At 70.1% G+C, this 23767-nt stretch carries 23 protein-coding genes, 1 tRNA gene, 1 pseudogene and 1 riboswitch; of the genes and pseudogenes, 6 read left to right on the plus strand and 19 right to left on the minus strand.

Going from position 1 to position 23767, the window contains the following annotated elements:
- Nucleotides 1-72: 72 nt before the first annotated feature.
- From pth to glmU, 4 genes are all read right to left on the minus strand, one after another.
- The gene (pth, locus tag J5V16_RS06900; protein WP_208495344.1) at nucleotides 73-663 is read right to left on the minus strand and encodes an aminoacyl-tRNA hydrolase; all 591 of its coding nucleotides are present in this window, start codon (nucleotides 661-663) and stop codon (nucleotides 73-75) included.
- 9 nt (nucleotides 664-672) lie between these two features.
- Nucleotides 673-1299: a 50S ribosomal protein L25/general stress protein Ctc gene (locus J5V16_RS06905; RefSeq protein WP_208495345.1), complete on the minus strand. Its 627-nt coding sequence runs from the start codon at nucleotides 1297-1299 to the stop codon at nucleotides 673-675.
- Nucleotides 1300-1500: 201 nt separating this feature from the next.
- Nucleotides 1501-2484: a ribose-phosphate diphosphokinase gene (locus J5V16_RS06910; protein WP_208495346.1), complete on the minus strand. Its 984-nt coding sequence runs from the start codon at nucleotides 2482-2484 to the stop codon at nucleotides 1501-1503.
- 102 nt (nucleotides 2485-2586) lie between these two features.
- Entirely contained in the window at nucleotides 2587-4026 is a 1440-nt protein-coding gene (gene glmU, locus J5V16_RS06915; protein WP_208495347.1) for a bifunctional UDP-N-acetylglucosamine diphosphorylase/glucosamine-1-phosphate N-acetyltransferase GlmU, read from the minus strand.
- A 167-nt stretch (nucleotides 4027-4193) separates the two neighbouring features.
- On the opposite strand from glmU, the gene J5V16_RS06920 reads away from it, so the two are divergent.
- The 6 genes from J5V16_RS06920 to J5V16_RS06945 all read left to right on the plus strand — a co-directional run bounded on the left by J5V16_RS06920 (nucleotide 4194) and on the right by J5V16_RS06945 (nucleotide 9005).
- Nucleotides 4194-5291: a sugar ABC transporter substrate-binding protein gene (locus tag J5V16_RS06920; protein ID WP_208495348.1), complete on the plus strand. Its 1098-nt coding sequence runs from the start codon at nucleotides 4194-4196 to the stop codon at nucleotides 5289-5291.
- A 9-nt stretch (nucleotides 5292-5300) separates the two neighbouring features.
- On the plus strand, nucleotides 5301-6068 hold the full coding sequence (locus J5V16_RS06925; protein ID WP_208495349.1) for an ATP-binding cassette domain-containing protein: 768 nt from the start codon (nucleotides 5301-5303) through the stop codon (nucleotides 6066-6068).
- The gene (locus J5V16_RS06930) at nucleotides 6065-7327 is read left to right on the plus strand and encodes a sugar ABC transporter permease (protein WP_307792892.1); all 1263 of its coding nucleotides are present in this window, start codon (nucleotides 6065-6067) and stop codon (nucleotides 7325-7327) included. The genes J5V16_RS06925 and J5V16_RS06930 overlap by 4 nt, the downstream gene beginning before the upstream one ends.
- Before the next feature lie 3 nt (nucleotides 7328-7330).
- Nucleotides 7331-8413, plus strand: a complete 1083-nt coding sequence (locus J5V16_RS06935) for an ROK family protein (RefSeq protein WP_208495350.1) — start codon at nucleotides 7331-7333, stop codon at nucleotides 8411-8413.
- 76 nt (nucleotides 8414-8489) lie between these two features.
- Nucleotides 8490-8747, plus strand: coding sequence for a type II toxin-antitoxin system Phd/YefM family antitoxin (locus J5V16_RS06940; RefSeq protein ID WP_208495351.1), 258 nt, complete (start codon nucleotides 8490-8492; stop codon nucleotides 8745-8747).
- A complete protein-coding gene (locus tag J5V16_RS06945; RefSeq protein ID WP_208495352.1) occupies nucleotides 8748-9005 on the plus strand; it encodes a Txe/YoeB family addiction module toxin in 258 nt (85 codons plus the stop codon).
- Between the two features lie 55 nt (nucleotides 9006-9060).
- Here the strand turns inward: J5V16_RS06945 and J5V16_RS06950 are convergent.
- From J5V16_RS06950 to J5V16_RS07020, 15 genes and pseudogenes are all read right to left on the minus strand, one after another.
- Nucleotides 9061-9132: transfer RNA gene (locus J5V16_RS06950), tRNA-Gln, on the minus strand.
- Between the two features lie 58 nt (nucleotides 9133-9190).
- Entirely contained in the window at nucleotides 9191-10630 is a 1440-nt protein-coding gene (locus tag J5V16_RS06955; RefSeq protein ID WP_208495353.1) for a hypothetical protein, read from the minus strand.
- Between the two features lie 77 nt (nucleotides 10631-10707).
- Complete coding sequence (locus tag J5V16_RS06960) at nucleotides 10708-11583, minus strand: LemA family protein (protein WP_208495354.1); 876 nt, start codon at nucleotides 11581-11583, stop codon at nucleotides 10708-10710.
- Nucleotides 11584-11663: 80 nt separating this feature from the next.
- The gene (gene glmM, locus J5V16_RS06965) at nucleotides 11664-12992 is read right to left on the minus strand and encodes a phosphoglucosamine mutase (RefSeq protein ID WP_208495355.1); all 1329 of its coding nucleotides are present in this window, start codon (nucleotides 12990-12992) and stop codon (nucleotides 11664-11666) included.
- A gap of 148 nt (nucleotides 12993-13140) precedes the next feature.
- The gene (gene rpsI, locus J5V16_RS24265) at nucleotides 13141-13683 is read right to left on the minus strand and encodes a 30S ribosomal protein S9 (RefSeq protein WP_208495356.1); all 543 of its coding nucleotides are present in this window, start codon (nucleotides 13681-13683) and stop codon (nucleotides 13141-13143) included.
- 25 nt (nucleotides 13684-13708) lie between these two features.
- On the minus strand, nucleotides 13709-14152 hold the full coding sequence (gene rplM / locus J5V16_RS06975; protein ID WP_208495357.1) for a 50S ribosomal protein L13: 444 nt from the start codon (nucleotides 14150-14152) through the stop codon (nucleotides 13709-13711).
- A gap of 319 nt (nucleotides 14153-14471) precedes the next feature.
- Nucleotides 14472-16070 (minus strand): phosphomethylpyrimidine synthase ThiC, encoded by a 1599-nt coding sequence (gene thiC / locus J5V16_RS06980; protein WP_208495358.1) that lies wholly within the window; start codon nucleotides 16068-16070, stop codon nucleotides 14472-14474.
- A gap of 314 nt (nucleotides 16071-16384) precedes the next feature.
- Complete coding sequence (gene thiD / locus J5V16_RS06985) at nucleotides 16385-17224, minus strand: bifunctional hydroxymethylpyrimidine kinase/phosphomethylpyrimidine kinase (protein ID WP_208495359.1); 840 nt, start codon at nucleotides 17222-17224, stop codon at nucleotides 16385-16387.
- Nucleotides 17221-18009: a thiazole synthase gene (locus tag J5V16_RS06990; RefSeq protein ID WP_208495360.1), complete on the minus strand. Its 789-nt coding sequence runs from the start codon at nucleotides 18007-18009 to the stop codon at nucleotides 17221-17223. Before J5V16_RS06990 ends, thiD begins: the two co-directional genes overlap by 4 nt.
- A gap of 1 nt (nucleotide 18010) precedes the next feature.
- Nucleotides 18011-18202, minus strand: a complete 192-nt coding sequence (gene thiS / locus J5V16_RS06995; protein WP_208495361.1) for a sulfur carrier protein ThiS — start codon at nucleotides 18200-18202, stop codon at nucleotides 18011-18013.
- On the minus strand, nucleotides 18199-19641 hold the full coding sequence (locus J5V16_RS07000; RefSeq protein WP_208495362.1) for an FAD-dependent oxidoreductase: 1443 nt from the start codon (nucleotides 19639-19641) through the stop codon (nucleotides 18199-18201). The genes thiS and J5V16_RS07000 overlap by 4 nt, the downstream gene beginning before the upstream one ends.
- Nucleotides 19642-19838: 197 nt before the next feature.
- Nucleotides 19839-20456, minus strand: a pseudogene (thiE, locus tag J5V16_RS07005) (thiamine phosphate synthase); the annotation flags it as partial.
- Nucleotides 20447-20557, minus strand: a riboswitch (TPP riboswitch). It overlaps the preceding pseudogene by 10 nt.
- Nucleotides 20558-20649: 92 nt before the next feature.
- Complete coding sequence (locus J5V16_RS07010; RefSeq protein WP_208495364.1) at nucleotides 20650-21906, minus strand: family 1 glycosylhydrolase; 1257 nt, start codon at nucleotides 21904-21906, stop codon at nucleotides 20650-20652.
- Nucleotides 21903-22748: a carbohydrate ABC transporter permease gene (locus tag J5V16_RS07015; RefSeq protein WP_208495365.1), complete on the minus strand. Its 846-nt coding sequence runs from the start codon at nucleotides 22746-22748 to the stop codon at nucleotides 21903-21905. The genes J5V16_RS07010 and J5V16_RS07015 overlap by 4 nt, the downstream gene beginning before the upstream one ends.
- Nucleotides 22745-23695 carry a carbohydrate ABC transporter permease gene (locus J5V16_RS07020; RefSeq protein WP_208495366.1) on the minus strand — a complete coding sequence of 317 codons (951 nt, stop codon included), beginning with the start codon at nucleotides 23693-23695 and terminating at the stop codon, nucleotides 22745-22747. Before J5V16_RS07020 ends, J5V16_RS07015 begins: the two co-directional genes overlap by 4 nt.
- Nucleotides 23696-23767 lie beyond the last annotated feature (72 nt).

A 23767-nucleotide genomic window follows, 5' to 3' on the forward strand; every position in this document is an offset into this window, starting at 1 on the left:
AACGAGCGACGGGACATTGAGTGACGGGATTGTCACCCTGTGGAGTACATGAGATTTAGTCCACTGGGGAGGCTAAGAAGGCGGAGCGTTGAACTGGTTCTGCGCCAGGACGAAGCCCTTTTCGATGATCGCCTCGACCGCGTCGGCGGCGAGTTCGATGTTGAGTTCGACCTCGGGGCGCTCGGCTTTGGCGAAGTCCTTGAGGACGAAGTCGGCGGCGTCCTGGCGGCCCGGCGGGCGGCCGATGCCGAAGCGGACGCGGGCGTAGTCCTTGGTGCCCAGTGACTTGGTGAGGGAGCGGAGGCCGTTGTGGCCGCCCTCGCCGCCGCCGCGCTTGAGGCGGAGTTCGCCGAACGGGACGTCGAGCTCGTCGTGGACGGCGATCACCGATTCGGGCGGGACCCCGAAGTACTGGGCGAGCGGTGCGACGGATTCGCCGACGAGGTTCATGTACGTCAGCGGTTTGACGAGAATGACGCGAGGCCCGCCTACCCCCAAGCGGGCCTCGCAGACTTCGGCGCGGGCCTTGCGGGCCACGGCGAAACGGGCGCCGACGCGCCGGGCGAGCGCGTCGGCGACCATGAAACCGACATTGTGGCGGTTCGCGGCGTACTTCGGCCCGGGGTTGCCCAGGCCGGCCACGAGCGTCGGGGTGTCGGTCATGTCGAGTGCTTACTCGGCAGCGGCGGCGGCTTCGGCCGGGGCTTCCTCGGCCTCGGCGGCCTCGGCCTCTTCGTCCTCGGCCGGGGCCTCGCCGCGCGGCTCGCTCACGGTGGCGACGGTCTGCTCGCCGTCGGTGAGGATGACGACGCCCTCGGGCGCGGTGATCTCGGAGACGACGCGCTGCGAACCGATGGTCAGGCCCTCGAGGTCCACCTCGATGGACTCGGGGATGTGGGTGGCCTCGGCCTCGACGGACAGAGCGGTGAGCTCGTGCACGACCAGGCCGCCCTTCTCCACCTCACCGGTGAAGGACAGCGGGACCTCGGTGGTGACCTTCTCGCCGCGGCGGACGATCAGCAGGTCGGCGTGGACGATCTCGTCGCGCAGCGGGTCGCGCTGGATGTCCTTGGGGATCACCAGCTCGCGGGTGCCGTCGGTGACCTCGATCGCGATGAGCTGGTTGGCGCCGCCCTTGCGGATGGCGGCGGCGAGCTCGAGCGAGGGAAGGGAAATGTGGAGCGGCTTCTCGCCGTGGCCGTAGACCACCGCGGGAACCTTTCCAGCCCGGCGCGTACGGCGGGCACCGCCCTTCCCGAAGTCAGTGCGAGGCTCGGCGCTGATACGAACTTCGGACACGGAAATACTCCCCTGTTTTTTAGCAACATTTCATGCGGCGCTCGACGCTCACGTCGGCATTCAGAAGGGCACAGCAGCCCTGAAAAGACCTACGCCTTTGCGTCGATTACGGCGCCCTCTGGAGGACACCCTCGCCGTCGGCAACCCCACCAGAGTACTACGCGCATCAGATCAGGCTTGACACGGGCGTCGATATGTGACTTACGAGAGACCGCCGAAGAGGGTGGTGACCGAGCCGTCGTTGAAGACCTCCCAGATGGCCTTCGCGACGAGCGGCGCGATGGACAGGGTGGTGATCTTCTCCAGGTCCTGGGCTTCCTTGGGGAGCGGGAGGGTGTTGGTGACGATGACCTCGCTGACCGGGGCCTTGGCGAGGCGCTCGACGGCGGGGCCGGACATGATCGCGTGGGTGGAGGCGATCACGATGTCCTCGACGCCCGACTCGGCGAGCATCTCGGCCGCGGAGCAGATGGTGCCGGCGGTGTCGATCATGTCGTCGATGAGGAGGCAGGTGCGCCCTTCGACGTCGCCGACGACCTTGTGCGCGACGACCTGGTTGGGCTTGAGCGGGTCGCGGGTCTTGTGCACGAACGCGATCGGGCAGCCGCCGAGCCGGTCGGACCAGCGCTCGGCGAGGCGCACGCGGCCGGTGTCGGGCGAGACGACGGCCATCTGGCGGTCGGCGTACTTCTCCTCGACGTAGCGGGCGAGGGTGCCCATGGCGAAGAGGTGGTCGACGGGGCCGTCGAAGAATCCCTGGATCTGGGCGGTGTGGAGGTCCACGGTGAGGATGCGGTCGGCGCCGGCGGTCTTGAGCAGGTCGGCCATGAGGCGCGCGGAGATGGGCTCGCGGCCGCGGTGCTTCTTGTCCTGGCGCGCGTACGGGTAGAACGGCAGCACGACGGTGATGCGCTTGGCCGAGCCGCGCTTGAGCGCGTCGATCATGATGAGGGTCTCCATGACCCACTCGTTGATCGGGGCGGGCATGGACTGCACGACGAAGGCGTCGCAGCCGCGGACCGACTCCTGGTAGCGCACGAAGAGCTCGCCGTTGGCGAAGGAGTAGGCGCTCATCGGGGTCGGCGCGACCCCGAGGTGCTTGCCGATCTCCTCGGCCAGCTCCGGGTAGGCACGCCCGGAGAACAACATGAGCATCTTGGAGTTGACAGCGGACATGCTCGCCATGACGTGGGCTCCCCCAGTAGGTCGTCTCACCTGAACCTCGACGGTTCCAGTGTCCCCGACCCGGCCCCGAAGCGCGAGGGGACCGGGTCGTTTAGTGTCCCGTCACGCTTCCGACACTCCCGCCTCACCCTTCGCACGCCTGGCTGCCTTATCGGAGACGGTGCCTGGGCGCTTGCGCGCCACCCAGTTCCCGATGGAGGTCTGGCGGGCGCGGGCCACGGCGAGGTCGCCGGGCGCGACGTCCTTCACGATGGTCGAGCCGGCGGCCACGTACGCGCCGTCGCCGATGTTGACGGGCGAGACGAGCACGGCGTCGCAGCCGATGAAGGCGCCTTCGCCGATCTCGGTGCGGTGCTTCTGGACGCCGTCGTAGTTGACGACGATGACGCCGCAGCCGATGTTGGCCTCGGCTCCCACGGTGACGTCGCCGAGGTAGGCGAGGTGCGCGGCCTTCGCGCCGGCGCCGATCTCGGCGTTCTTGGTCTCGACGAACGCGCCGATCTTGGCGTTCTCGGCGAGCTTGGAGGCCGGGCGCAGGTGCGCGAACGGGCCGACGTGGGCGCCTTCGCTGATGTGCGACTGGTCGGCGTGCGAGCGGACGACGACGGCGTCGGCGCCGACGATGGTGTCCGTCAGCGTCGTGTCGGGGCCGATCTCGGCCCCGGAGTCGACGGCGGTGGCGCCCTTGAGCTGCACGTTCGGGTGGAGGTGGACGTCGGGGGCGACCTTCGCGGTGGCGTCGATCCAGGTCGTCGCCGGGTCGTCCATGGTGACGCCGGACTTCATCAGCTCGGTGTTGATGCGGCCCTGGAGGATGCGGCGGAGGTCGGCGAGCTGGGCGCGGTCGTTGCAGCCCAGGGTCTCGGTCGGGTCGTCGACGACGACCGCGCCGACGGCGTGGCCGGCCTCGCGGGCGAGCTCGATGATGTCGGTGAGGTAGTACTCGCCCTGGTCGTTGGCGGTGCTCAGGCGCGCGAGCTGCTCGCGCAGGACCTGGGCGTCGACGGCGAAGGTGCCGGAGTTGATCTCGCGGATGGCGAGCTCGTCGGCGTCGGCGTCGCGGTGCTCGACGTTGCGCAGGACGTTGCCCTCGTTGTCGCGCACGATCCGGCCGAGGCCGGTGGGGTCGTCGACGACGGCGGTGAGGACCGTGACGGCGTTGCCCTTCTTCTCGTGGACCTCCACGAGTTCGGCGATCGAGGTCGAGCGCAGCAGCGGCGCGTCGCCGAACGCGACGATCACCGTTCCGGTGAGGTCGGGGTTGGCGTCCATCGCGACCTGGACGGCGTGGCCGGTGCCGAGCTGCTTGTCCTGGAAGACCGTGGTGGCCTCGGGGGCGACCTCGGCGAGGTGGGCGCGCACCTGGTCGGCGGCGGCGCCGACGACCACGATCTGGCGCTGCGGGCCGACGGCCTTGACGCTGCGGAGGACGTGGCCCACCAGGGAGCGGCCGAGCACTTCGTGCAGGACCTTCGGTTTGGAGGACTTCATGCGGGTGCCCAGGCCAGCGGCCAGGATGATCGCCGAACGCTCACTGCTCATGATGGGCCATGGTAGTCGGTGGCCGCGTGGTGAACGGCCCGACCCGGGGACCCGCGCCGTCACCGAATCGTTACGAATGGAACACGTTCTCCATCGCTCCGATACTTGTGCGAGCTGCGTCACTCATCATATGTTGCAGACAACAACAAACCTCGGAGGCACCTCTCATGCACCTTCCCAGCAGCTCCAAACCACGACTCGCGATCGCCGCCGCCGCCGGCGCGGTGCTCGCCCTGACCCTCACCGCCTGCGGGCAGGACGGCGGCGGTGGCGGCGACGACAAGCCGCTCATCGGCGTCATCCTCCCCGACTCCGCTTCCTCGGACCGGTGGGAGACCGCCGACCGCAAATACCTCGAAGCCGCCTTCAAGGCCGCGGGCGTCGACTACGACATCCAGAACGCCCAGGGCAGCCGGGAGGACTTCCAGACCATCGCCGACCAGATGCTCACCAAGGGCGCCGACGTCCTCGTCACCGTGAACCTCGACTCCGGCACCGGCAAGACCGTCATCGAGAAGGCCAAGTCCCAGGGCGTGGCCACCATCGACTACGACCGGCTCACCGAAGACGGCGGCGCCGACTACTACGTGAGCTTCGACAACGAGCAGGTCGGCGTCCTCCAGGGCGAAGGCCTCGTCGGATGCCTCGAAGGCGCCGAGAAGCCCCTCATCGCCGAACTCAACGGCTCCCCCACCGACAACAACGCGACCCTGTTCAAGGCCGGCTACGACTCGATCCTCGACCCGCTGTACGCCGACGGGACCTTCGAGAAGGGCCCCGACGAGTGGGTGCCCGACTGGGACAACGCCCAGGGCGGCACGCTCTTCGAGCAGATGCTCACCGACACCGGCACCCAGGTCGACGGCGTCCTCGCCGCCAACGACGGCCTCGCGCACGCGGTCATCACCGTCCTCGAGCGCAACAACCTCAACGGCACCGTGCCCGTCACCGGCCAGGACGCCACCATCCAGGGCCTGCAGAACATCCTCACCGGCGACCAGTGCATGACCGTCTACAAGGCAATCGAGCAGGAGGCCAACGCGGCCGCCGAACTCGCCGTGGCCCTCGCCAACGGTGAGAAGCCCACGACCGAGGCCAGCGTCACCGACCCCGTCAGCGGGGCCGAGGTCGCCTCCGTGCTCCTCGAACCCGTCGCCATCACCATCGAGAACATCCAGGTCGTCGTCGACGACGGCTTCGCCGACCCGGCCGAGCTGTGCGCCGGCGAGTACGCGGCGCTCTGCACCGAGCACGGCATCGGATAGGGGCCCTACGTGCTGCTCGAACTCACCGGACTCTCGAAGCGCTTCGGACCGGTTGAAGTCCTCTCCGACGTCGATCTCGCGATCGACGCCGGAGAGGTCTGCGCCCTCGTCGGCGACAACGGCGCCGGCAAGTCCACACTGGTCAAATGCGTGGCGGGCATCCACGGCATCGACGGCGGCGCCATCGCCGTCGACGGCGAGGCCCGCACCATCTCCGGGCCGCGCGACGCCGCGGCCCTCGGCATCGAGGTCGTCTACCAGGACCTCGCCCTGTGCGACAACCTCGACGTCGTCGAGAACCTGTTCCTCGGCAGGGAGAAGCGCCGCGGCCTCGTCCTCGACGACGACGCGATGGAGCAGCTCGCCGCCGAGACGCTCTCCTCGCTCGCGGTGCGCACCATCCGCAACCTGCGCCAGCCCGTCGCGAGCCTCTCCGGCGGCCAGCGCCAGACCGTCGCCATCGCCAAAGCGGTCCTGTGGAACTCGCGCCTGGTGATCCTCGACGAGCCGACCGCCGCGCTGGGCGTCGCCCAGACCCGCCAGGTGCTCGAACTCATCCGGCGCCTGGCCGACCAGGGCCTGGCCGTCCTCTACATCTCCCACAACCTGAACGACGTGTTCGCCGTCGCCGACCGGATCGCCGCGCTCTACCTGGGCCGTATGGCGGCCGTGCTCGACGCCGCCGACGCCACGCAGTCGCAGGTGGTCGAACTCATCACCAGCGGCCGGTCCGGTTCCCTCGGGCTCGGCGCCGACACGAATGGAGCCCGGTCGTGAGCACGCAGGTAGAGACCCGGCCGGAGGCCGGGACGGAGCCGAGCGCGGTGCGCGCGGTCGCCGACCACGTGAAGGGGTACTGGGCGGAGGTGCGCTCGGGCGAGGTCGGGGCGCTGCCGGCCGTCGCCGGGATCATCGCGCTGTGCGTGTTCTTCGGGATTTCGCAGCCGGTGTTCCTCTCGGTGGGGAACCTGGCGAACCTGTTCGGGCAGGGCGCGGCCGTCGCGTGCATCGCGATGGGGCTCGTGTTCGTGCTGGTCATCGGCGAGATCGACCTGTCGGCGGGGTTCGCTTCGGGCGTGTGCGCGGCGATCATGGCGGTGATCCTCACGGACTGGGGGATGCCGTGGCCGCTCGCGATCGGCGCGGCGATCGCCACGGGTGTGGTGATCGGGCTGCTGCTGGGGACGCTGGTGGTGAAGCTCGGCATCCCGTCGTTCGTGGTGACGCTCGCGGCGTTCCTGGCGTTCCAGGGGATCGTGCTCATGATCCTCGAAGAGGGCAGCAACATCACGATCCACGACGAGACGGTGAAGGCCGTCGCGGGCGGGAACCTCGAGCGCTGGCAGGGCTGGACGCTGCTGGTGCTCACGGTCGCCGCGTACGCCGGGCTGCAGTTGAACCGGTGGCGGCGGCGGGTGGCGCGGTCGCTCGTGCACGAGCCGCTCGCGGTCGTGGTCGCGCGGATCGCGGCGCTGGGGGCGCTGCTGACGGCGACGGTGTTCCTGCTCAACCTGGAGCGCTCGGCGAACCCGCAGATCATCTCGCTCACCGGGGTGCCGGTGGTCATCGTGATCCTCGGGGCGCTGTTCGCGGTGTGGACGTTCGTGCTGCACCGCACCAGGTTCGGACGGCACCTGTACGCGGTGGGCGGGAACCGGGAGGCGGCGGTGCGCGCGGGCGTGAACGTCGACCGGGTTCGCATCGCGGCGTTCGTCATCTGCTCGGGCATGGCCGCGATCGGCGGCATCGTGGCGGCGTCGCGCGCGGCCTCGGTGGACCCCAACACGGGCGGGTCCAATGTGCTGCTGCTTTCTGTAGGGGCGGCTGTGATCGGCGGTGCTAGCCTCTTCGGTGGCAAGGGCACGGTGCGGGCGGCCCTGCTGGGAGGAGCGGTGGTGGCGATCATCAACAACGGCATGGGCCTGATGGGGCTGAGCGCCGGGGTGCGGTTCGGCGTCACCGGCGCGGTGCTGCTGCTCGCGGCGGGCGTGGACGCCATGTCCCGGGGCCGGGGCAAGCTCTTCGGCAGGCACTGACCGGTGGCCCTGCCCCCGGCTGTGGAGCTGCGGCGGCGCAACCGCGCGGCGCTGCTCGAACAGCTCCACCGGCACGGCCCGCAGACCCGCGCCGCGCTCACGGAAGCGTTGGAGCTCAACCGGTCCACGATCGGCGCGCTGGCGACCGACCTGGCCGAGTCGGGGCATCTCCAGGAGACGACGGGGCAGTCGACCGGTTCGGCCGGTCGGCCCTCGACGCTCGTGGCGTGCGTGCCGCGGTCGATCACGGTCGCGGCGGTGGAGATCCGCGCGGACCGGTTGCGGTTCGCGCTGGTGGGGCTCGGCGGGGAGGTGCTGGAGCGGTCGGAGTCGGCGCTCGAGGCGGGCGCCGATCCGATCGAGGCGGTCGCGGTGATCACGGGCGGGACGGCGTCGGCGGCGGCGGTGGCTTCGGTGCCGGGCCTGGTCGACGAGGGCGCGGTCGCGCACTCGACGGAGCTGGGCTGGATCGATCGTGACGCGGCCGCCGAGTTGGAGGCGGCGACGGGCCGGGAGTGGCGGGTGGTCGACACGGCGACGGCCGCGGCGGTCGGCGAATGGTCGCGCGGCGACGCGGGCGAGGCCCGCAAGCTCCTCTATCTGCATGGCGGCCGGGGCTTGACGGCCGGGCTCGTGATCGAGGGCCGGGCGCAGCGCGGCGGCTCGATCCAGTTGGGGCACATCGTGGTCGAACCCGGGGGTCGCGAATGCGTGTGCGGCCTGCGGGGGTGCCTGGACGCGGAGATGGAGGCGTTCGGCCTCGCCGACGGCATCGAGGACGCGACGCTCGCGGCGGGCATGGGCGACGCCGCGGCCCGGGACCGGCTGCGCCGCTCGGGCGAGGGCCTGGGCCGGGCCCTGGGCGCGGTCGTGACGGCGACAGGTCCTGACGAGATCCTGTTCGGCGGCTGGCTGCGCGAGCTGTACCTCTCGACGGCCGCCCCGGTCCGCTCGGCGTTCGCGGAAACAACCCTCCCCCACCTGCGCTCGAAACTGCGGCTGCGCACACCGGTCCTGGGAGACGAAGGCGCCCTCATCGGAGCGGCGGAAACGGGCTTCGCAGCGGTCTTCGAAGAGATGCGCTGACGCGGCCCAATGGTACGTTTTTTCGTACGAATAATGTACCGTAAACGGTGCCATTGAAGTGAGAGGAGGCGGCGCGATGACCATCACCGCCAGCGAGGCCAGGAGGGACCTGTTCCCCCTCATCAAGAAGGTCAACGACGACCATGCCCCTGTGCGTATCTCCTCCAAGGGGGGCAACGCCGTGCTGATGTCCGAGGAGGACTACGAGGCATGGCAGGAGACGATGTTCCTGCTCCGGTCTCGCCGCAACGCCGAACGACTGATGAAGTCGATCGCCGAGTTGGACGCCGGTGGCGGCGCTGTCCGCGACCTCATTGAGGCGGAGGACGACTGAGTGAAGACGGTCTTTTCAGAAGTCGGCTGGGAGGACTACGTCTTGTGGGCTGAGACCGACCGCAAGATCACCAAGCGCATCAACCGACTGGTCAAGGAGATCAAGGGCGAGCCCTTCACGGGCATCGGCAAGCCCGAGCCGTTGAAGGGACCGCTGTCAGGCTGGTGGTCGCGGCGGATCGACGAGGAACACCGTCTGGTCTACCGAGTCCGGGATGACATCGTCGAGATCGCCCAGGCCCGCGGTCATTACGACTAGCGGCATACCGTCGCCGCTTCAGGGCGGCTTGTCGCGATGCGGATTTTAGATCCGGCTGGCCCGCCAGGACTCGAACCTGAAATGACTGAACCAAAATCAGTAGTGTTGCCAATTACACCACGGGCCATCGCGGGCAGTGCCTTGCAGCGGCCCGCGCGCAGCAATCTTAGCAACCCGCGCGATCGCTACCGGTCCGACCACACGTGCTTGGGCACCTGGGCGAGCACCTGGTGCAGGAAGTCCGCGTAGAAGAAGACCTCCTCGAGCTTGAGCGGGCCGGGCCGGAACGTCATCAGCCACGACCCCTCGAAGCGCCACCGGGTCACCTGCGCGCGCGGGTCGGCGAGCATCCACTCCATCGTTCGCGGATGGATCACGTCGTGTGCGAACCGCGGGCTCGGCGACGCGATCTTGAACTTGTCGTTGAACGCCCGGTTCTCGAACACGAGGTCCTTGTCGAACCGCCGGCTCAGCGCGTTCTCGTGCGCGATGTCGAGGAGCGGCCGCATCGCGGGGAGGCTGATCGCGACCACCTGGTAGTCGTGCGTGGTCTCGGAATCGCCGCTGCCGGTGCGGTACCTGAGCTGGAAGCAGTGCAGGTGCGCGTCCCGGAACGTCCCGCGCAGGACGTCGCGCGCCTCGCGGCCGCTGCCGGTGGTGAACGGCGGCTGCCGTGAGATCGCGAGCGCCGACTGCTCCTGCGGCCAGTACTGGAAGCCGTGGTGGGCCGCCCAGGCCGAGACGCGGGCGAGATGCCGCTGCCGCGCCCGCCGCGAGTAGTAGACGGCGAGCACGATCGCCAACACCGGCACCCCCACGCACACCGCGAGGAACACCGAGCCGAGCATGCCGGCGACGACCGATTCCACGACTCCTCCCGGGGCGCTGAGGGGTTGAACGCCGCCGGGCCGCGTCCGAGGGCGCGGCCCGCCCGGCGGGGGGGTGGGAGACCAGACGTGCCGGGGCCCCGGGGCGGGGTCGTCGATGAGGAAGTCCGCGTAGAAGAAGACCTCTTCGAGCTTGAGCGCGCCCGACCGGAAGGTCATGAGCCACGGCCCCTCGAAGCGCCACGGGTAGGAGCGGGCGCGCTGGTCCTGCAGCATCCACTCCATGGTGCGGGCGTGGATCACGTCGTACGCGAACCGCCGGTTCGGCGACTTGATCCGGAAGAAGTCGTTGAACGCCTGGTTCTCGAAGTCGATGTCCTTCGCGAACCGCTTGGTCAGGAAGTTCTCCTGGCCGATGTCCAGCAGCGGCCGCGCCGTCGGCAGGCCGATCGCGACCACCTGGTGAGTGTGCGTCTGCGACTCCTTGCCGTGGCCGGTCGTGTACTGGTACTGGAAGAACACGATGTGCACGTTCTTGTACATGCCGCGGAAGACGTCGATGCCCTTGCGGGAGTGGCCTTCGTTGAACGGCGCCTCGGTCGAGAGGCCGGTCACCGAGTTGTCGCTGGGCTCGTAGTGGAAGCCGTACTGGGCCGCCCAGGCCCGGTACATCGCGATCTTCTTCTGCCGTGCGCGCCAGGCGAAGTACGCGCCGACGCCGACCACGACGAGGCACAGTACCCAAGCCCACCAGGGCATGTCGCTACTGCTGCTCGAAGCGAGCAGTGTCTCGTTCACTGGGGTGATTCCTTCTTACGGGCTGGGCTGGCTCGCGTCTCGCAAGCGTCGCCGAGAGCGGGGGACCGGACCGCGGGCTAGCGGCCGTAGGGCGGCTGGCCGTAACCGGGCTGCTGCGGCTGCTGGGGCTGCTGCGGGTAACCGGGCTGGGGCGCGGGCTGGCCGTAGCCGGGCTGGGGGGCGCCGTAACCGGGCGGGGGCTGCTGGCCGTAACCGGGCTGCGGGGCGGGCTGGCCGTAGCCGGGCTGGGGCTGCTGCTGGTAGCCGACCTGCGGCGGCTGGCCGTACGGCATCTGGCCGGGCGCGGGCTGCGGCGGCATCTGCTGCTGCGGGGCGGCCGGGGGCTGCTGCATGTAGGCGGGCTGGCCCATGTCGCGCATCTTCGGAGCCGTGCGGGCCGCCGGGCTGTCCAGCTCGAAGTACTCCTCGGGCTTGAACCCGCCCATCTTCGCGGAGATCGAACCGGGGAAGACCTGCAGCGCGGTGTTGTACTCGCGCACGTTCGCGTTGTAGAACCGGCGCGGGGCCGCGATGCGGTTCTCGGTCTCGGTGATCTCCTGCTGGAGCTGGAGGAAGTTCTGGTTGGTCTGCAGGGCGGGGTAGGCCTCCTGCATGTGGATCACGCCGCGGATGGCGTTCCCGAGCTGGCCTTCGGCTTGGCCCTGCTGGGCGTGGCCGGCGTTCGGGTCCTGCCGGGTCTGCATGGCCATGGCGCGCGCCTCGGCGACCTGCCGCAGCGTCGCGTTCTCCGAGCCCGCGGCCTGCTGCACGACGTACATCAGGTTGTCCAGCAGGTCGTACCGGCGCTGGAGCTCGACATCGATCTGCGCCCATGACTCCTGGGTGATGTTGCGCATCCGCACCAGCTTGTTGCGCCCGCCGATGGCGACGAAGACCAGGATCAGGCCGATCAGCAACAGGAGGATCAGGATCCAGACGATTGGGTTGCTCATAGAGCGTGAGCTTAGTGCATCTATGCCAGCGGGAGGGCACCGCTCGAATGCCCTCCCGCTGTTCAGCAATATGGTCGGAATCAGCCCATCGCGTGCTCGACGACCGCCACGAGCTCGGCCGCGACGGTCTGTGCCACCGGCTCCTCAGAGGCCTCGACCATGACGCGCACCAGCGGCTCGGTGCCGGAGGGGCGCAACAGGACCCGACCGTCCGTGCCGAGCTTCGACTGCCACAGCGCGACCGCGCTGCGCACGTCGTCATGGTCGATCACGGACTTGTCCGTCACCCGCACGTTCACGAGCACCTGCGGCGCGGGCGTGAACACCGAGGCGAGGTCGGCGAGGGACCTGCCCGTGGCGGCCATGCGCGCCAGCAGCAGGATCGCGGTGAGCGTCCCGTCGCCGGTCGTGGCGTGGTCGGAGACGATGATGTGCCCCGACTGCTCGCCGCCGAGCGAGTACCCGCCCTCGGCGAGCCGCTCCAGCACGTAACGGTCGCCGACCCCGGTGACCTCGAGCTTGATCCCGGCCGTGCCCATCGCCTGGTGCAGGCCGAGGTTGCTCATGACGGTGGTGACGAGCGTGTCGCCGCGCAGCTGCCCGGCCTCGCGCATGGCGATCGCCAGGATCGCCATGATCGCGTCCCCGTCGACGTCGTTGCCGTCCGCGTCGACCGCGAGGCAGCGGTCGGCGTCGCCGTCGAGCGCGATACCGGCGTGCGCGCCGTGCTCGACGACGGCCGCGCGGAGCCCGTCCATGTGCGTGGAACCGCAGTTCTCGTTGATGTTGAGCCCGTCGGGGTCCGCGTTGATGAGGACGACTTCGGCGCCCGCCCGGCGCAGGGCCTCGGGGGCCGCGCCGGTGGCGGCGCCGTTCGCGGGGTCGAGCACGACCTTGAGGCCGTTCAGCGGGTGCGGCACGGCCGCGACCAGGTGCTCGATGTACGACTCGACGGGGTCGACCGAGCGGACGATGCGGCCCACGCCGTCGCCCTGCGGCAGCGGCGCGGGGTCGCCCATGGCCGCCTCGATGGCGTCCTCGACCTCGTCGGGGAGCTTGCGGCCGCCGGCCGCGAAGAACTTGATGCCGTTGTCCGGCATGGGGTTGTGCGAGGCCGAGACCATGACGCCGAAGTCGGCGCCGGTCAGGGCCGTCAGGTGCGCGACCGCGGGCGTGGGAAGGATGCCCAGGTCGATGACTTTCACGCCCGCCGCGGCGAGCCCGGCGGCGCTGGCGGCGGCGAGCATCTCGCCGGAGGCGCGGGGGTCGCGGCCGATGACGGCGACGGCGCGGCGGTCGGCGGCGCCGAGGACGCGCGCGGCCGCGATGTTGAGGCGGAGTGCCAGGTCGGGCGTGAGGTCGGCGTTCGCCCGCCCCCGTACGCCGTCGGTGCCGAACAGTCGTGACACAGTGTGGCTTCCCATCGTTGTGGCATAAAAAAACGGGGGCCGCCGAGGATGTCCTCCTCGGCAGCCCCGTCGCTTGTGCAGACTAGCGTGTTCCCCCGGCCGTGCAAACCCGCGGATGGCGGGCCGCACTGCGGCCGGGGCGGGCGCGCTAGCGCTTCGAGTACTGCGGTGCCTTGCGGGCCTTCTTGAGGCCGTACTTCTTCGATTCCTTCTCGCGGGCGTCGCGGGTCAGGAACCCGGCGGCCTTGAGGGCCGGGCGGGTGTTCGGGTCGATCTCGACCAGGGCCCGGGCGATGCCGAGGCGGAGCGCGCCGGCCTGGCCGGTGGCGCCGCCGCCGTGGATGTTCACCAGGACGTCGAAGTTGTCGCCGGCCTCGACGGTCACGAAGGGCTCGGCCACGGTCTGCTGGTGGACCTTGCTCGGGAAGTAGTCCTCGAGGGTCTTGCCGTTGACGACGTACTTGCCGGTGCCGGCGACCAGGCGGACGCGGGCGATGGCGCGCTTGCGGCGGCCGACGGTCTGGATCGCGCGGTCGGCGGGGACCACCGGGATGCTCGGCACGGACGGCGCGGCGGCGACGTCGGCGGGGACCTCGGGGATCTCGACGGGGGCCTCGACGGCCTCGGGGGCCTCGGTCTCGACGACCTCGGCGGCTTCGGTGGCCTCGGTGGCCTGGATCTCGTCACTCATGTGGATGCTCCTGTTCCGCCCGCGCCTACTGCGCGATCTTCTTGATCTCGTACGGCTTCGGCTGCTGGGCGGTGTGCGGGTGGCCGGGACCCGCGTAGACCTTCAGCTTCTTGGACACGGCGCGGCCGAGCTTGTTCTTCGGCAGCATGCCGAAGACGGCCTTCTCGACGACCTTGTGGGGGGCCTTCTCCATGAAGTCGGCGTACGACTTCTCCTTGAGACCGCCCGGGAAGCCGGAGTGGCGGTAGGCCTTCTTGGTCTGGAGCTTGTTCCGGGTCAGGACGACCTTCTCGGCGTTCACGATGATGACGTAGTCACCGGTGTCCGCGTTCGGCGCGAAGGTCGGCTTGTGCTTGCCTCGGAGCAGATCGGCAGCGTGCGTCGCGAGCCGGCCCAACACCACGTCGGTCGCGTCGATCACGAGCCACTGCGGGTCAATGTCACCCGGCTTAGGGCTGTACGTGCGCACAGGTTTACCTAGCTTTCGTTGTCGGTGTGGAACGAATCCCGCGGCTGAGGGCGGGACCGCCTGAATCCCCCCGCCTCGGCGAAACTTGCCAGCCGTGAATCGGCCCGGCCGGAAGCGGTGCACCCGCCGCTGCGCGGCCGGTGTGGGATTCGTTGGACAGTGCTTCGGCGGTGCGGCCCGGAGGGGCCTCGCGCGGATGCACTCGAACAACAGCTGCCTAGTCTACGTGGTGGTGGCGGCCGCCCTGAAGGCGGCCGCCGTGACCTCGGCTACAGCACGCGGCGCGCCCGCCGGATCGTGGATCCTATAGGAAACAGGGTCACGATCCGTCGGCGGCGGCGAGCGGCAGGTACACGCGGTTGCCCTGGGCGGCGAACTCGTCACTCTTCTCGGCCATGCCCTTCGCCGCGTACTCCTTCAGCTCCTGGCTGATCTTCATCGAGCAGAACTTCGGGCCGCACATCGAGCAGAAGTGGGCGGTCTTCGCGGGCTCGGCCGGCAGGGTCTCGTCGTGGTACTCGCGGGCCCGGTCGGGGTCGAGCGAGAGGTTGAACTGGTCCTGCCAGCGGAACTCGAAGCGGGCCTTGGAGAGCGCGTCGTCCCATTCCTGGGCCTTCGGGTGGCCTTTGGCCAGGTCGGCGGCGTGCGCGGCGATCTTGTAGGCGATCACGCCGTCCTTGACGTCCTCGCGGTTCGGCAGCCCCAGGTGCTCCTTGGGCGTGACGTAGCAGAGCATCGCGGTGCCGAACCAGCCGATCATTGCCGCGCCGATCGCGGAGGTGATGTGGTCGTAGGCGGGCGCGACGTCGGTGGTGAGCGGGCCGAGCGTGTAGAACGGGGCCTCGCCGCAGATCTCCTGCTGGAGGTCGACGTTCTCCTTGATCTTGTGCATCGGGACGTGGCCGGGGCCCTCGACCATGACCTGGACGTCGTACTCCCAGGCGATGTGGGTGAGCTCACCGAGGGTGCGGAGCTCGGCGAACTGGGCCTCGTCGTTGGCGTCGGCGATCGAGCCGGGGCGCAGGCCGTCGCCGAGGGAGAACGCGATGTCGTACTTCGCGAAGATCTCGCACAGCTCGCGGTAGTGCGTGTAGAGGAAGTTCTCCTCGTGGTGGGCGAGGCACCAGGCGGCCATGATCGAGCCGCCGCGCGAGACGATCCCGGTCACGCGCTGGGCGGCGAGCGGGACGTAGCGCAGCAGGACCCCGGCGTGGACGGTCATGTAGTCGACGCCCTGCTCGGCCTGCTCGATGATGGTGTCGCGGTAGACCTCCCAGGTGAGCTTCACCGGGTCGCCGTTGACCTTCTCGAGGGCCTGGTAGAGCGGGACGGTGCCGATCGGGACCGGGGAGTTCCGCATGATGTGCTCGCGGGTCTCGTGGATGTGCTTGCCGGTGGAGAGGTCCATCACGGTGTCCGCGCCCCACTTGGTGGCCCAGGTGAGCTTCTCGACCTCGGCGGCCACGGAGTCGGAGACCGCGGAGGTGCCGATGTTCGCGTTGATCTTGGTGAGGAAGTTCTTGCCGATGATCATCGGCTCGGTCTCGGGGTGGTTGACGTTCGCGGGGAGGATCGCGCGGCCCGCGGCGATCTCGGCGCGCACGAACTCGGCCTCGAGGCCTTCGCGGACGGCGACGTACGCCATCTCGGGGGTGACGATGCCCTGCTTGGCGTAGTGCAGCTGGGTGGGGCAGTCGAGCTCGGCGCCGCCGTGCTCGATCCTGCTGGTCGCGGCGTCGCGGCGCTCGGCGATCCACGCCTCGCGGAGCTTCGGCAGCCCGACCTCGGGGTCGGAGCCGGGGCCGGAGGTGTCGTAGAGCCGGATCGGCTCCTCGCCGCCGCTGAGCTCGACCTGGGTGAACGGCACCTGGATGTCGGGCCGCGGCCCTTCGACGTAGACCTTGCTTCTGGCGTTCATGCTGTCTCCTGAGAACTCTCGAAACCGTGCACGCGCCCACCGGTCGAGCCGGGGACGCGGAGAACGCGCCCGCCGACGAAACCGGCGACGCAAGCGCCGGCCGGCCGATCCGGCGGCGCGAAAACTGTCAGACCCCGCGGGCACCATCGGATTCGGGGCGATTGCGAACGCGACCCGGACTCACGACGAACCCGCTCGCGGCGACATCGGAGCCGGAGCCGGCCCGCGACGACGCCCAAGCGCAGCGGCAACCGCGCATCGGCACCGGCACGCGAGGCCACCGACTGCGAGCACCGACCCATGCGCTCTCCTGCTCACAGGACCGTGTGCTTGCGGCCGTGATGGTGGTCGACCGGCCCTGGGCCGGAGCCGAGCCGCCAGTCGGCGGCGGCCCGCAGCGCGTCGGCCACATACGCCTTCGCGCCGCCGATCGCCTGCACGAGCGGGTGCTCCAGCGCGAGCCGGGCCGCGATCGCGGCCGCCAGCGTGCAGCCGGTGCCGTGGCTGTTGCGCGTCTCGACCCGCGGCATCCGCAGGTCGACCATGTGGCCGTCGCACCACAGCACGTCGATCACGACCGCCGCCTCGCCCGAGGCGACCGCCTCGAGATGGCCGCCTTTGACGAGGACCGCGCGGGGCCCGAAGGTCGCCAGCGCCCGCGCCGCTTCCCGCATGTCCGCGAGGTCCTCGATCTCCCGGCCGAGCAGTTGGCGGGCCTCGATGAGGTTGGGCGTCAGAACGGTCGCGAGCGGCCCTAGCTCGCCGAGGTAGGCGGCGGGATCGCCGTCGAAGAGCGGGTCACCGCTGGTGGTGACCATGACCGGGTCGACCACGAGGTTCGGGAGCCGGTCGGCCTGGCCGTATTCGGCGACGAGCGCGAGCATCTCGGTGCTGCCGAGCATCCCGGTCTTCACCGCGGCCACGGAGAAGTCGCTCAGCACGGCGTCGAGCTGGGCCCGGACGAGACCGGGCGAGACGCCTTCGGCGGCGGTGACGCCGCGGGTGTTCTGGGCGGTGATCGCGGTGACTGCGCTCGTGCCGTGCACGTCGTGGGCGGCGAAGGTGTGCAGGTCGGCCTGGACGCCGGCGCCGCCGCCGGAGTCGGAGCCCGCGATCGTCAAGGCGACCGGCGGTTGGGGGTGGCGGCGCTTCACAGGTCGGCCATCCCTTCGAAGCTGGAGGACGCGTTCGCCAAGTGGCGCTTGGGGATGCGCCCGGCGAGGCGGGCGGCGCGGCCGGCGTTCACGGCGTCGCGCATGGCGGCGGCCATGAGCGCGGGGTCGGCCGCGCGGGTGACGGCGGTGGCGAGGAGCACGGCCGAACAGCCGAGCTCCATGGCGAGCGCGGCGTCGGAGGCGGTGCCGATGCCGGCGTCGCAGATGACGGGCACGTCGGCGTGTTCGCAGATCAGCGCCAGGTTGTGCGGGTTGCGCACGCCGAGGCCGGTGCCGATGGGCGCGGCGAGGGGCATGACCGCGGCGCATCCGGCGTCTTCGAGGCGGCGGGCGAGCACGGGGTCGTCGCTGGTGTACGGGAGGACGGTGAAGCCGTCGGCGACGAGGGTTTCGGCGGCGTCGAGGAGTTCGACGGGGTCGGGGAGGAGGGTGTCCTCGTCGCCGATGACCTCGAGTTTGATCCAGTTCGTGCCGAAGGCCTCGCGGGCGAGTTTGGCGGTGCGCACGGCTTGCTCGGCGGTGAAGCACCCGGCGGTGTTGGGCAGGAGTTCGACGCCGCACCGCTCGATGACATCCAGAATGGAGCCCGAAGCGGCGGGGTCGACCCGGCGGAGCGCGACGGTGACGAGCTCGGTCCCGGAAGCGGTGATCGCCTCGGCGAGCTGCGCGTGGTTGGCGGCGCCGCCGGTGCCGAGGATGAGGCGCGAAGTGAAGGTCTTGTCGGCGATCTTCAAGTCGGCGTCGGATGTGATGCGCTGCTCCATGTCAGCCTCCTTGCGTCGCGGTGAGCACTTCGACGGCATCGCCGTCGGCGAGCGGCCGGTCCCATTCCGACCGCGGCACGACTTCCCCGTTCAGGGCGACGGCAATGCCGCGCCGAGCGCTGGTGACGGCCGCGACGGCGTCAGTGATGGTGGCGATGCCTTCGCGTGCTTCGCCATTGACTTCGATGCTCATGAGTCGGCCTCCTGAGTGGAAATGTCATCGGTCACTGAAAGACCGCGATCGAGCCTGGAGCCCCCGGCAGTGTCAGACCCAGCGGTCACCATCGATTCGGGGGCGCTCGCGAATCGCGACCCAGAGGGACGGCCCGCGCCCTCAAACCTCCGCGGGTCGAAGGCCGCCGGGACCGCTCGCTCGTTTCCGGCGAGCAGTGCGGCGACCGCGCTGGCCGTGGCCGGGATCAGCGCGATGCCGTTGCGGTAGTGGCCGGTCGCGGCGATCGTGCGCGGATCGAGGCGGCCGATGAGCGGCAGGTTGTCAGGGGTGCCGGGCCGGAAGCCGACGCTCACCTCGTCGAGGTGGTACTCCGCGATCTCGGGCACGAGCTCGATCGCCCGTCGCAGCAGATCGTGCACCGCGCCGGCGGTGCCGGTGCGCCGGTCGAACCCGCGCTCGTCGCTCGATGCGCCGACCACGACCTCCCCGCTCTCGCGGGTCACGATGTAGATCGGGTGGCCTTTCACGAAGCCGCGCACGGTAGTCCGCGGCAGCGGCTGGTCGCCGACCGCCCGCAGCCGCAACACGGCCCCGCGCACCGCCCGCACTGGCAGCGACCACCTGGCATCGGGATCGCCGGAACCGCCGACGCGCGCCGCAGCCCCCGGGCTCTCGCCGCGCGCCTCAGCGTCGGTTCCGCGCTCGCTCCGCTCCCCGGTTCCCGAGTGCTCGCCGCCCGCTTCGGAGACGGCGCCGCTCGCGAGAGCAGCGCGCGGCTCGAATTCGGCGCCGCTCACGCGAGTGCCCCGCTTGCCGGCACCGGCGTCACCGGGTTCGCTTCCCATAGATGCGCTCGCGCCTGTCCCGGAGAAGTTCGCCGAACCGCATCCGGCCGCAATGACGACCTGATCGGCGTCGAGCGCGGCGAGGTCTTCAACCGACTCGGTCCGCAGTCCGACGCCGGCTCGCTCGGCCGCGATCAGTAGTGCGTCGTGTACTACCCGCGGATCGACCGCGCGGTCCTCCGGCGCGAGCACGCCGCCGCGCACCTTGTGGCTGAGCAACGGCTCGACTTTGCGGGCGGCGCGCGCAGTGAGCGGTTCGACGTTCCTTGCGGTGAGCCGGTAGAGCTCGGCCTGGCGGTCGATCTCGGCGCGGTCGCCGTCCTCGACGCCGACCACGAGCGTCGGTACGTCGCGGAAGTCGACATCGAGCCCTGAGGCCGCTTCGAGCGCGCGTGCGAAGCCGGGCCAGGCGTCGGCTGACGCGGCCATGAACGGCCCCAGGGCCTCCTCGCCGTAATGGGATTCGGTGACGGGCGCGATCATGCCCGCGGCCACGCGCGAGGCACCCGAGCCCGGGTCCGGGTCGTGCACGACGACCTCGGCGCCGGACTGGGCGGCCCGCCACGCGACGGCGAGCCCGATCGAGCCGGCGCCGACGATGGCGATGCGCATCAGGCTTCGCCCACCGCTCGCAGGAAGCCGGCATCGGGGGAGATCGAGTCCTTGAGTCGATCGTGCGCCCGGCTCGCAACGCTCGGCTGCGCGCCGGTCGCGAAGGCGCCCTGCGCACACCGCTCTCCTGCGACCGGACCGTGGCGCTCACGTTCACCGACGGCGCTTCGGCTGGGAGACCTTTCCGCACTCTCTCCCACAGCCGCAAGGAGTTCCGCCGTCGCAGCCTGCGGGTCCGCCGCGCCCGACACCGCGCCGACCACGGCCACGCCATGAGCCCCGGCCTCGCGGCAGAGCTTCGCCCGTTCGGCGGTGATGCCGCCGATCGCGATCACCGGCAGGTCGACCGCCTCGCACACCGCGGCCAGGCCCTCAAGCCCGATCGGTTGCGGCAGACCGGTCTTGGTCGTCGTGCCCCAGACCGGGCCGACGCCGAGGTACGTCGCCCCCGCGCGGCGGGCCGCGCGCGCCGACTCGGGGTCGCGGGCGGTGCCGCCGATGATGGAGGCGGCGGGGAGGATGCGGCGGGCGGCGTCGATCGGGAGGTCGTCAGCGCCGAGGTGGACGCCGTCGGCGCCGACCGCTTGGGCGATGTGCACGCGGTCGTTGACCAGGCACAACGCGCCGTACTGGTCGCAGAGCGCGGCGATCGCGGTGGCGAGGTCGAACGCGGCCCGGTCGGTGAAGTGGTCCTCGGGACGCACCTGGACGAGCTTCGCCCCGGCCGCCAAGGCCGCCTCGACGGCGGCGAGCGGCGCGAAGGTCTCGCGGGTGTCGGTGATGACGTGAAGTCGGGGTAGACGAGTAGCGCGCATAGCTCCTTCTCCCTGCGCCAGCATGATCTGGATCAGGTTCGACGGTCGGGACTACCCAGTCCCCTCTCAGCCCGATGCATCGGACTCCCGTGGGTGGTTATTCGTTTACGGCCGCTACGCTACGTCATCGCGAGCGGCCCTCGCAAGTGCGGTGTCAGGAAGTGGACACCGTCCGTCCGGCCCGCTGGCCCTGTCACTCGCCGAGCGCGTGGTGCCGGAAGCGGTCGACGATCTCGGTGCGGACCCGCGCAAGGCCGTGGGCGGTCTCCTCGAGCCGCCACAGCCCCATGGTGAGCCGGTGCGCCTCGCGCGGCAGCTCGGAATGGCGGTAGGTCCACTCGTACATGTCGAACAGGGGCCACCACGTGTACCCGATGACCGGGACGCCGGCGGCGCGCAAGTCGTGCAGGGCCGCAACGGATTCGTCGAGCCAGTCGATGCGCTCCTTGACCGAGCCGGTCACGCACGTCTCGGTCAGCATCACCGGCGCCCCGTACCGGGCGTGGGCCTCGCGGATGAGCTCGTTCATGCCGGCGACGCCGTCGTCGCGGGTCGGGCGCGGGTCGCGGAAGCCGCCGCCGTGGAAGACCCCGGCTTCGAAGACCTCGGTGGAGTGGCGCGGATAGTAGTTGACGCCCATGACGTCCGGCAGCACGGGCGCTTCGGTGAACCACGCGAAGTCGTCGTCGCCGAAGCCGTTGGCGCGCAGGTATGGCGCAAGTGGATGATCGGCCCCGACGCGGCCGGTGACGAGGTCTTCGACGAGGAAGACCTGCTCTTTGAGGCGGGCGGCGTGGTCGCGGTGCTCGGGGGCGTCGATGTCGCCGACGTAGCGCATGCCGGCGTCGACGTGGACGAAGACGGCGCGGTCGCCGAGGACGTCGGCCATGGCGCGCTGGGCGAGCACGAAGCCGCGCGCGAGCTGCCCGGTCATGGTCGTGAGTCCTTGCGGCCCTGAGAGGTACGGGGGCCAGTAGGCGTATTCGCCGGAGAAGAGGGCGTGGATCATGGGCTCGTTGACCGGCGTGTAGTCGGCGACGCCGAGGTGCGCGTAGCGTTCGGCGACGGCGGCCGAGTACTCGGCGACGAGCTTCGGATAGTCCGGGTTGGCGAACTGGTCGTTGAGCCACAGTGGAGTGCCGTAGTGCATGAGGTCCACAATGGGTCGAAGGTTCAGTTCGGCGTACCGGTCCATGACGCGGTCGACCCAGGACCAGTCCCAGCGGCCGGGTTCGGGCTGGACGCGGTGCCATGGGACGCCCCAGCGCACCAGTTCGGCGCCGGCTTCGACGGCGAGGCCGAGGTCGTCGTGCCACCGCCCATAATGCTCGGTGAGCTCGTACTCGTCGATCGGCCGTTCGCCAGGTCCGGCTTGGGGCACGAAGGTGTCCTCGACACCTACGGCGAAGTGGAAGCCGCCGTCGCGGTGCCAAGTGGGTGAGCCGGTCATTTGAGTCCTGTCGTTGCGATGTTCTCGATGAAGCGCCGCTGGATGAAGAGGAACGCGATGACGAGCGGGAGGATCGCGATGAGCGAGCCGGCCATCATCACGCCGTGGGGCACGATGCCGCTGGGTCCGGTGAGCTGCGTCAGGCCGGAGGTGATGGTGCCCATCTCGGCGTCGGTGGTGAACACCAGCGGCCACAGCAGGTCGTTCCAGTTGTTGACGAAGGTGAAGAGCCCCAAGGTGAGCAGGGCGGGGACGGCGTTGGGGAGCACCACGGACCGGAAGATCCGGAACTCCCCCGCGCCGTCGATACGCGCGGCCTGGTCGATGTCGCGCGGGAGCGCGAGGAAGAACTGGCGCAGGAAGAAGATCCCGAAGGCGTCGGCGGCACGCGGCGCGATGAGCCCGGTGTACGTGTTGACCCAGCCGAGGTCGGCCACGAGCTGGTAGAGCGGGATCAGCGTGGCCTGGAAGGGGATCATCAGCGTCGCGATGATGGCGACGAGGAGGACCTTCCGGCCGGTGAAGTCCAAGCGCGCCAAGGCGTACGCGGCGAGCGAGTCGAAGACGAGCGCGAAGAGCGTGACACCGCCGGCGAAGACGAAGCTGTTGCCCACGAGCCGCGCGAACGGCAGCTCAGAGGTGACGGTCTTCAGGTTCGCGAGCGTCCAGTCGTCCGGAAGCAGGCTCGGCGGGTAGGCGTTGACCTCGGCCGCGGGTTTGAACGCGGTGAGCACGATGATCGCGATCGGCAGCAGCACGATGGCGGTGACGACGGCGAACGCGAGCGTCGCGAGCACAGTGGAGGGCTTGAGGTCGCGCAGGGAGCGGCGGGCGGTGCTCATGCCAGGTCCTTTTCTTTGCGGCCGAAGAACACGAACTGCACGAGGCTCAGCACCAGGGTCGCCGCGAGCAGCACATAGGACAGCGCCGAGGCGAAGCCGATGTCGAGCTTGCGGAAGCCGGACTCGTAGATCTCCATGACGAGGGTCTGGGTGCTGCCGTAGGGGCCGCCGCCGGTCATGACGTAGATCTGGTCGAAGGCCTGGAGGGCGGCGATCATCGCGAAGATGAGCACGAACGCCATCGTGTTGGACAGCAGCGGGAGCGTGACGTTGCGCAGGCGCGAGAACGCGCCGGCGCCGTCCATGCGGGCGGCCTCGTAGATCGAGGGCGGGATGTCCTGCAGGCCCGCCAGGAAGATCACGAAGTAGAAGCCGAAGAGCTTCCAGACGGCGACGAGCACGACCATCGGCATCGCGAGGGTCGGGTCTTCGAGGACGTTGCCGATCTGGATGCCGAAGCCGCGCAGCCAGTAGTTGAGAAGCCCCACCTGCGGGTCGACGAGGTAGCTCCAAGCGAAGGCCGCCACGGAGAACGAGACCACGAACGGCACGAACAGGGCGGTGCGGAAGAAGCCGCGGAAGGGCAGGCGCGGGTTGTTGAGCAGCAGCGCCAGCCCGAGCGCGGAGACGACCGCGAGCGGGGTGAACAGCACGGTGTAGAGCGCGGTGTTCGTGACGGCGTTGAGGATGTCGGGGTCGGTGAAGACGCCGATGTAGTTCTCCAGGCCCACGAACTCGGGCTCGCCGAAGCCGCTGGCGTCCGTGAAGGACAGCCGCAAGGCCGAGAGCATCGGCCAGACGGTGAACGCGCCCAGGATGATCAGGGCCGGGGCGAGGAACGCGAAGGCGGTGGCGCCCCGGCGCAGCGGGCTCTCGGTCGCGCGGCGGCGCCCGCCCAGCGGCGCTGGCGGCCGGTACCGGTGGCGCGTCGGTCGTGCGGTGGTCATGGTCTCCTTCACTCCCCTTGGGGCGGCGGGGACGCCGAGGGGCGGCGTCCCCGCCGGTCTGTCCGGATAGGA

The organism is Glycomyces niveus (assembly GCF_017592475.1).
Classification (GTDB): Bacteria; Actinomycetota; Actinomycetes; order Mycobacteriales; family Micromonosporaceae; genus Glycomyces; species Glycomyces niveus.

Excerpts from the sequence above, each read along its gene's own strand:
- pth (WP_208495344.1), bottom strand. The coding sequence starts at position 663 with ATGACCGACACCCCGACGCTCGTGGCCGGCCTGGGCAACCCCGGGCCG.
- J5V16_RS06910 (WP_208495346.1), bottom strand. The coding sequence starts at position 2,484 with ATGGCGAGCATGTCCGCTGTCAACTCCAAGATGCTCATGTTGTTCTCC.
- glmU (WP_208495347.1), bottom strand. The coding sequence starts at position 4,026 with ATGAGCAGTGAGCGTTCGGCGATCATCCTGGCCGCTGGCCTGGGCACC.
- J5V16_RS06920 (WP_208495348.1), top strand. The coding sequence starts at position 4,194 with ATGCACCTTCCCAGCAGCTCCAAACCACGACTCGCGATCGCCGCCGCC.
- J5V16_RS06940 (WP_208495351.1), top strand. The coding sequence starts at position 8,490 with ATGACCATCACCGCCAGCGAGGCCAGGAGGGACCTGTTCCCCCTCATC.
- J5V16_RS06960 (WP_208495354.1), bottom strand. The coding sequence starts at position 11,583 with ATGAGCAACCCAATCGTCTGGATCCTGATCCTCCTGTTGCTGATCGGC.
- rpsI (WP_208495356.1), bottom strand. The coding sequence starts at position 13,683 with ATGAGTGACGAGATCCAGGCCACCGAGGCCACCGAAGCCGCCGAGGTC.
- thiC (WP_208495358.1), bottom strand. The coding sequence starts at position 16,070 with ATGAACGCCAGAAGCAAGGTCTACGTCGAAGGGCCGCGGCCCGACATC.
- J5V16_RS06990 (WP_208495360.1), bottom strand. The coding sequence starts at position 18,009 with ATGGAGCAGCGCATCACATCCGACGCCGACTTGAAGATCGCCGACAAG.
- thiS (WP_208495361.1), bottom strand. The coding sequence starts at position 18,202 with ATGAGCATCGAAGTCAATGGCGAAGCACGCGAAGGCATCGCCACCATC.
- J5V16_RS07000 (WP_208495362.1), bottom strand. The coding sequence starts at position 19,641 with ATGCGCATCGCCATCGTCGGCGCCGGCTCGATCGGGCTCGCCGTCGCG.
- J5V16_RS07010 (WP_208495364.1), bottom strand. The coding sequence starts at position 21,906 with ATGACCGGCTCACCCACTTGGCACCGCGACGGCGGCTTCCACTTCGCC.
- J5V16_RS07015 (WP_208495365.1), bottom strand. The coding sequence starts at position 22,748 with ATGAGCACCGCCCGCCGCTCCCTGCGCGACCTCAAGCCCTCCACTGTG.
- J5V16_RS07020 (WP_208495366.1), bottom strand. The coding sequence starts at position 23,695 with ATGACCACCGCACGACCGACGCGCCACCGGTACCGGCCGCCAGCGCCG.